Genomic DNA, 2609 nt, shown 5'->3' with positions numbered 1-2609 from the left:
AAACCGCCTTGGCCTCGAACGGGGCCTTGGCAAGGGCCGTACGGTTCCGGCCCGGTGCCCTCCGCCATGACGTCGTGAGTCCCCTCTACGACCTCCTCCGAGAAGGAGGAGGCGCACGGGAGGAGCCGAGCGGAGTGGAGTTGCAAATGGGCGTGATTCCATCACCCGATTTGTGACAGAACCCGAACGGTTCGTCGATTGCTGCGAGCAGAACGCGTCGTCCGGAGGATTGGGGAGCCCGCATCTCGGGCAGATCCGGGGGAACGCTTGCGCAGGAAAAGGACCCGCCATCATCCCGGCCGGCCCCGCTGACTTCCGGCGAAGGCGCACGACGAGGAACACCACCGCGAACCCGATCGGGTCGAAGACGACGCCTGGGACGGTGAGGAGCAGGAAGCGGGGGACGGATGACGCAACCGGATTCAAAACCTCTGTATACCGCTCACGATTGTATACCGGATAGGCCCACGACCGTGAAGGTCTCCGAAGTCACGGACGATCGGCCGCCACGTCGCGGGCCCTCCCGGGTCATCGCGGGCGCGCCGCTGGATATCGCTTCGCGGTGAGGTCCTCAACCTCGCGTTCGACTTTCGCGATGATGGCATCGAGGTTCACACCGCGGGTTTCGCCCTGGATTCGGCGTGCGAGCTCCTCCGCGTCAAGCCGCTGGAGCCAGATCCGTCCGTCGGCGCCCTCGACGAGGAGGAACTTCGTCCCCGGCCGAATGTGTTGGGCTTCTCGGGTCTCCTTCGGGACGACGATCCGCCCGGCCTTGTCAATCGTCACGACGGTTGGCATGATACCACAGATACCGCTCTGAGTATCTGATGGTTTACATACCATTCCTTTCACCGCACAGGACAGGATGTCGTGGACGGTTGATTGCGAACTCGTACCCAGCCGCCGAACGCGGCGACCGCCTATGGCAACATGGCGAAGCCGGCTTGCCGGAAGTTGTCGTCGAAGGACAACGCCTTCCGGATGTCCAGGCTCTCCATGAGGACGAAGGATGTGCAGTCGGTGAACGACCATTCCTTGTCCTTCCTGTCCAGGAAGAGTCGCCAAGCGGCTTCGAAGACCGGAGGCTCCACCCGGATCAGGTGGAGCGTGCGGGAGTCCCGCATGGCACGACCGGCGGTGGCGGCCATCTCGTGGCGTCCCGTCCGGAACCGAATCGTCGTCACGCTCTCATCGAAGACGTAGTCGCTGAACACGAGCCGATAGACCACGGCCCCGGGCTGCCTCATCCCCTCGAGGATGCGTCGGGCGGCTCGGTGGCGAGCATCGCTCCGATTGAACCGCGCCACGAGGAAGCTCGTGTCGACGAAGGCGTGTTCCGGCAATCACTTCCTCCCGTACAGCAGGCGGTCGATCGTGCGCGCGTCCGTGCGGCCCATGTCGAACACGATCGAGAGGTCGAAGAACGGATCCTCTTCGGGGACGGCCTCGAATTCCGTCGATTCCTCAGCGAGGAGTTCCCGATGCCGGAGGGCGAACTCGGCGAGGGCTTCTACCGCATCGCCATGGGGGAAGCGCCTCCCGGTGACCGCCTCGAGAATCTCAGAAGCCTTTCGTAGTTTCCTCTTCTGAAGTTCGGTGAGGCGTAAGGTTGTCATGTATACATGTATTCCTGAAAATGTATATACGCTTTCCCTTCGATCGCCTGCGACGGCGCGTGAGACCGGCGCCTCAGGAACCGGGACGAGACCCGGTTCGGACCGTCGTTCCTCGGAACTCCGCCAACCGCGCCCATCGGGGCCAGCGGCGCTCGATGACGGCGTCCAGGCTGTACCGGCTCGCACCGTACGTCGCGTTGAGCTCCATGAGCAGGAGGAACACGAGCGCGTACACGATCCCCGTGCCGATGTCCGTCGACGCCGGTCCGTACGGCCCTCCGAATCCCTCGGGCACGGCCCAGATGAACAGGCTCAGCACGGCGCCTGCGGTGTACGCGAGCTTCCGCATGAACCCGAGGACGAGGGCGAACGCGAGGGCGAGCTCCAGGATTCCCGTGCCGTAGACGAAGACGGCGGGCTGGCTCGCCGTCACACCGGCCCAGAACGAGAACCATCCTTGGAGCCACGCCGGCTGACCCTCGCCGGCGTCCGCGATCATCTGGGGGAAGGCGCCGACGAGCGCGGGATCGAACTTGAACACGGCGTCGAGTCCCCAGATCACGCCGAACGTGACCCGGAAGGCGGTCTTCAGGATCGCGGCGTGCCGGACGAACCAGCCGTCCGTCGTCTCTGCGACGATCGTTCTCCCCGGGACCGCCCACAAACGACGTTCCGATAAATCTTCGGTTCGTATCGACCGGGCCGGGTCGCGGATTGCGGTGCGGCGATCGGCTCACGCCGCGGGACCTGCGGCTCACCCGAACCGCCATCCAACCAGGCCCGGATTCTGGATTACTATTAAGGTAGTCGCTACCCTTTCGATGAATGTTCAATCAAGGCTATTACCCCAACGCGGGGTTAGCCTCGGCATCGCGACCCGGGGGAGAGCCGATATCTAACGCCCGCATTGAGTCCGAACGCCGTTGGGGGCGGAGGTTCTTCGGCGTCGTACTGGTGGTCTGGCTCGGCACGGTCGCCGCGTTCGGCGCGATT

4 protein-coding genes are annotated in these 2609 nt (G+C 64.2%); all 4 read right to left on the bottom strand.

What is annotated here, in order from left to right; all coding sequences use genetic code 11:
• Positions 1 to 528: 528 nt before the first annotated feature.
• The 4 genes from VF992_04860 to VF992_04845 all read right to left on the bottom strand — a co-directional run bounded on the left by VF992_04860 (position 529) and on the right by VF992_04845 (position 2280).
• Positions 529 to 798 carry an AbrB/MazE/SpoVT family DNA-binding domain-containing protein gene (locus tag VF992_04860; GenBank protein HEX9340484.1) on the bottom strand — a complete coding sequence of 90 codons (270 nt, stop codon included), beginning with the start codon at positions 796 to 798 and terminating at the stop codon, positions 529 to 531.
• Positions 799 to 920: 122 nt separating this feature from the next.
• Entirely contained in the window at positions 921 to 1343 is a 423-nt protein-coding gene (locus VF992_04855) for a PIN domain-containing protein (GenBank protein HEX9340483.1), read from the bottom strand.
• Positions 1344 to 1616, bottom strand: a complete 273-nt coding sequence (locus VF992_04850; GenBank protein ID HEX9340482.1) for a hypothetical protein — start codon at positions 1614 to 1616, stop codon at positions 1344 to 1346. It lies immediately after the preceding gene.
• A gap of 73 nt (positions 1617 to 1689) precedes the next feature.
• Positions 1690 to 2280, bottom strand: a complete 591-nt coding sequence (locus VF992_04845) for a DoxX family protein (protein ID HEX9340481.1) — start codon at positions 2278 to 2280, stop codon at positions 1690 to 1692.
• Positions 2281 to 2609: the final 329 nt, after the last annotated feature.

It is taken from the genome of Thermoplasmata archaeon, assembly GCA_036395115.1.
Lineage (GTDB): Archaea > Thermoplasmatota > Thermoplasmata > RBG-16-68-12 > RBG-16-68-12 > RBG-16-68-12.
Note: the sequence above shows the minus strand (reverse complement) of the source record. Positions and strands in the feature narration are given on the sequence as shown.